We start from the raw sequence: 3,165 nt of genomic DNA, 5'->3' as shown, positions 1-3,165 counted from the left end.
GCGATCGCCTAAGGTTCATTTTCCATGACCAATTCCATGCGATCGCCGCGAAAGCGAGTCACGCCGTACTCAATCACGCGGCCTTGTTGGTCAACATTAATTGACTCAGACAGCAAAATTGGCCCGGTAGCGGGCATCTTTAAAAACCGCGCATCTCGCGGACGCGCTACCCGGGCTGAAATCCGCGTAGCGCGACGAATATGATCGCAGCTATATTCTTGCTGTAGCATTTGTGAAATTGAGCGGTAGGTTTGGCAATGGGTGGCTAACCCCGGAAAACGCTGGCTAGGAAAATAGCTGCTAGAGACGCAAATCGGCATTTCATCGGTGAGGCTTAGCCGCTCAAACAAAACGACCGGGGCACCGACTGCACTTTCAAGCTGCTGAGCAAGCTTAGCATCGGCATTGACTTCAACAATGCGTAGCACCTGCCACTGCGGTTTGAGCGATTGAGCCTTAAGCGCTTCGTTGTAGCGCACCCGTTTGCCAAGGGGGATGGTAATGGGGGCAGCGACGACAAAGGTACCCCGCCCCCGCTCTACCCCGACTAACCCTTCTTGCCGCAGTACCTCAACTGCCCGTCGTAGGGTGTGACGGTTGACCCCAAAGCGCTGGCTCAGCTCAATTTCTGTTGGCAGGCGATCGCCAATCTTAAAAACGGCTTCCTGAATGTTCTGGCGCAGTTCACTGGCGATTTGCAGGTAAAGCGGGAGAGCTTCGGGGCGCATAGGCAGGCAGTTGCGGGAAGACACTGGCAACTGCCGCCAAGCAGTTGCGTATTATTCAAAAATTAGCTAACAATTTGTCTAGACGTCTACATCTTTATTAAGACGGTATCAAATCTAGGTTAAGCCATGATGAAGTCAGCGCCACCGCCCGCCAGACAAGCCTGGATTGCCACGCTGGCCAAAGCCCCGCTAGATCTGTTGGAGCAACAGGTTAACAGCCTGGGGAATTTGCCAGACTATCGTTTTTTGCGATCGCCTGAAATAGGTTTAGCCATGGTGCGCGGACGCACGGGGGGAACAGGTTCACCCTTTAACCTAGGGGAAATGACCCTGACGCGCTGTGTGGTGCAGCTAGCCGCTGACAATACCCTCCTAACTGGCTTTGGCTACGTAGCAGGGCGATCGCCGCGTCATGCTGAGCTAGCGGCTGTGTGCGATGCTCTACTACAGCATCCGGACTGGCAAACCCCTGTGCAAAGGCAGATTTTGCACCCGCTAGAACAAGCCGCTCAGCAAAAACGAGCCACAGAAGCGGCTCAGGCCGAATCTACCCGCGTCAACTTTTTTACCCTGGTGCGGGGAGAAGGCTAGCATGATCACACAGCTACCTGGTTTTCTCGATCCGGTTCATGCGGCTCAGCAAACCTTTCGGGCACTGCTAAACGCATTAGCTCAACCGGGTCAGCGACAAACTACGGCGCTGCTCACACCCCCTCCGGGTTTGGTACCGAGCTGCGCTGCCGCCTGTCTGACCTTACTCGACTTAGAAACAACGGTGTGGCTACAGCCAGGGCTATCTGAGGCGGTTCGCGCCTGGTTGTTGTTTCATACTGGCTGCCGCTTTACAGATCATTCTTTAGCCGCCGACTTTGCCCTTATTGGCGATGTTGCAACCGCCCCCGCGCTTCAAGACTTTAGCTGGGGCACACCCGAATACCCAGAGGCTTCTACCACTTTGCTGATACAACTAGCAACGCTAACTGGCGGCTCTCCCCTTACCCTACAAGGCCCAGGCATTAGCGAAACAGTCACCGTCAGCGCTGCTTTACCTGCCCGCTTTTGGCAGCAGTGGTCGCTGATGACGGCCAACTATCCACTGGGCCTAGATTGCTGGTGCTTTGCCGACACCCAGGTTTTAGGACTGCCAAGAACCGCTCAAATCGTCCAGACAAGCCAGGAGCAGCCACTATGACGTTGGAAATTCGCGCGGCTACGGTTGCAGACTTGCCAGCCGTGTTGCAGCTATACCAGCAATCCGGGCTAGACAGCGACGCCAGCTTGCCGCTAGCGGCAGCCGAGCAGTGGCTACAGCAGCTAGAACAGTACCCCAGCTATACCCTTTGGGTGGCCGTTTTAGCCGAAAAGGTAGCGGGCACGTTTACCTTGCTGATTATGGACAATCTAATTCACCAGGGTAGCCCCTCCGGCGTTGTGGAAGCCGTCGCAGTTGATCCGCAATGGCAGGGACAGGGCATTGGCAAGCAAATGATTCAGTTTGCGATCGCCCAGTGCCGCACCGCAGGCTGCTACAAGCTGGCTTTATCGACCAATCTAAAGCGCGATCGCGCCCATGCTTTTTATCAGTCTTTGGGCTTTAAAAAGCATGGCTATAGTTTTTTAGTTGAGTTGTAGAGACTGCCATGCCTTACGTTGCCGTCAAAGGTGGAGAACAAGCCATCCAAAATGCTGAGGCGCTGCTGCAGGCCAAGCGGCGCGGCGATCCGGCTATTCCGGAATTGTCTTTAGCGCAGATCAAGCAGCAGATGCAGTTAGCCGTCAATCGCGTCATGGCCGAAGGCAGTTTGTATGACCCTGACCTGGCAGCGCTGGCAATTAAGCAAGCCTGGGGCGATCTAGTCGAAGCCGCTTTTTTACTGCGGGCTTATCGCACCACCCTGCCGCGACTTTACTACAGCCAACCGCTTGACACCAGCCGGATGACGCTGCAACGACGCATCTCCGCCATTTTTAAAGAGGCTCCTGGCGGCCAAAAACTTGGCCCCACCTTTGACTATGTGCATCGGCTGCTGGACTTTAAGCTGGCGGCAGAAGACAACCAGTTTGCGGCTCCGGTGAGTGAGGTCAACGAACCCCCGCCAGCTACGCCCAGCGTTATGGATGTGCTGGCGCGGGAGGGATTGGTTGTGAGGGAGAGGGGGGATGGGGGTGAAGGGGGAGGTGGGGGTGAAGGGGAAGATGGGGGAGATAGGGGAGAGGGTGAGGGGGGGACGGTGGCGTCATCGCTGCGCTTGCCTTTTGACCTGACTCGTCAGTCTCTTAATACGCCTGCTAGCCGGGATGCCCGTTTGCAAAACCTGGCTCGCGCTGATGAAGGTTTTTTGCTGTCGATGGCGTATTCGACCCAGCGGGGCTATGGCAAAAACCATCCCTTTGCTGGAGAAATTCGCGTGGGAGAGGTGGAGGTGATAATTGAGCC

Annotated in this window: 5 protein-coding genes; 4 read left to right on the top strand and 1 reads right to left on the bottom strand. The window is 55.7% G+C overall.

Annotation, left to right across the window (positions count from 1 at the left end; translation table 11 throughout):
- Positions 1-8: 8 nt before the first annotated feature.
- Positions 9-752, bottom strand: a complete 744-nt coding sequence (gene phnF, locus ACTS3T_RS24120) for a phosphonate metabolism transcriptional regulator PhnF (RefSeq protein ID WP_377968233.1) — start codon at positions 750-752, stop codon at positions 9-11.
- 102 nt (positions 753-854) lie between these two features.
- On the opposite strand from phnF, the gene phnG reads away from it, so the two are divergent.
- The 4 genes from phnG to ACTS3T_RS24100 form a co-directional block, all read left to right on the top strand.
- On the top strand, positions 855-1,319 hold the full coding sequence (gene phnG, locus ACTS3T_RS24115) for a phosphonate C-P lyase system protein PhnG (protein ID WP_377968232.1): 465 nt from the start codon (positions 855-857) through the stop codon (positions 1,317-1,319).
- Between the two features lies 1 nt (position 1,320).
- On the top strand, positions 1,321-1,920 hold the full coding sequence (phnH, locus tag ACTS3T_RS24110) for a phosphonate C-P lyase system protein PhnH (protein WP_377968231.1): 600 nt from the start codon (positions 1,321-1,323) through the stop codon (positions 1,918-1,920).
- Positions 1,917-2,360 carry a GNAT family N-acetyltransferase gene (locus ACTS3T_RS24105; protein WP_377968230.1) on the top strand — a complete coding sequence of 148 codons (444 nt, stop codon included), beginning with the start codon at positions 1,917-1,919 and terminating at the stop codon, positions 2,358-2,360. The genes phnH and ACTS3T_RS24105 overlap by 4 nt, the downstream gene beginning before the upstream one ends.
- 8 nt (positions 2,361-2,368) lie before the next feature.
- Positions 2,369-3,165: carbon-phosphorus lyase complex subunit PhnI (locus ACTS3T_RS24100; RefSeq protein WP_462935879.1), on the top strand; the 797-nt coding region annotated here is incomplete at its 3' end.

Origin of the sequence: Almyronema sp. (assembly GCF_052168255.1) — a bacterium.
Classification (GTDB): Bacteria; Cyanobacteriota; Cyanobacteriia; order Phormidesmidales; family Phormidesmidaceae; genus Sphaerothrix; species Sphaerothrix epifaneia.
The sequence above is the reverse complement of the archived record's forward strand: the minus strand, read 5'-3'. Positions and strand labels throughout refer to the sequence as shown.

Coding starts and splice junctions, on each gene's coding strand:
- phnH (WP_377968231.1), top strand. CDS start 1,321: ATGATCACACAGCTACCTGGTTTTCTCGATCCGGTTCATGCGGCTCAG.
- phnG (WP_377968232.1), top strand. CDS start 855: ATGATGAAGTCAGCGCCACCGCCCGCCAGACAAGCCTGGATTGCCACG.
- ACTS3T_RS24105 (WP_377968230.1), top strand. CDS start 1,917: ATGACGTTGGAAATTCGCGCGGCTACGGTTGCAGACTTGCCAGCCGTG.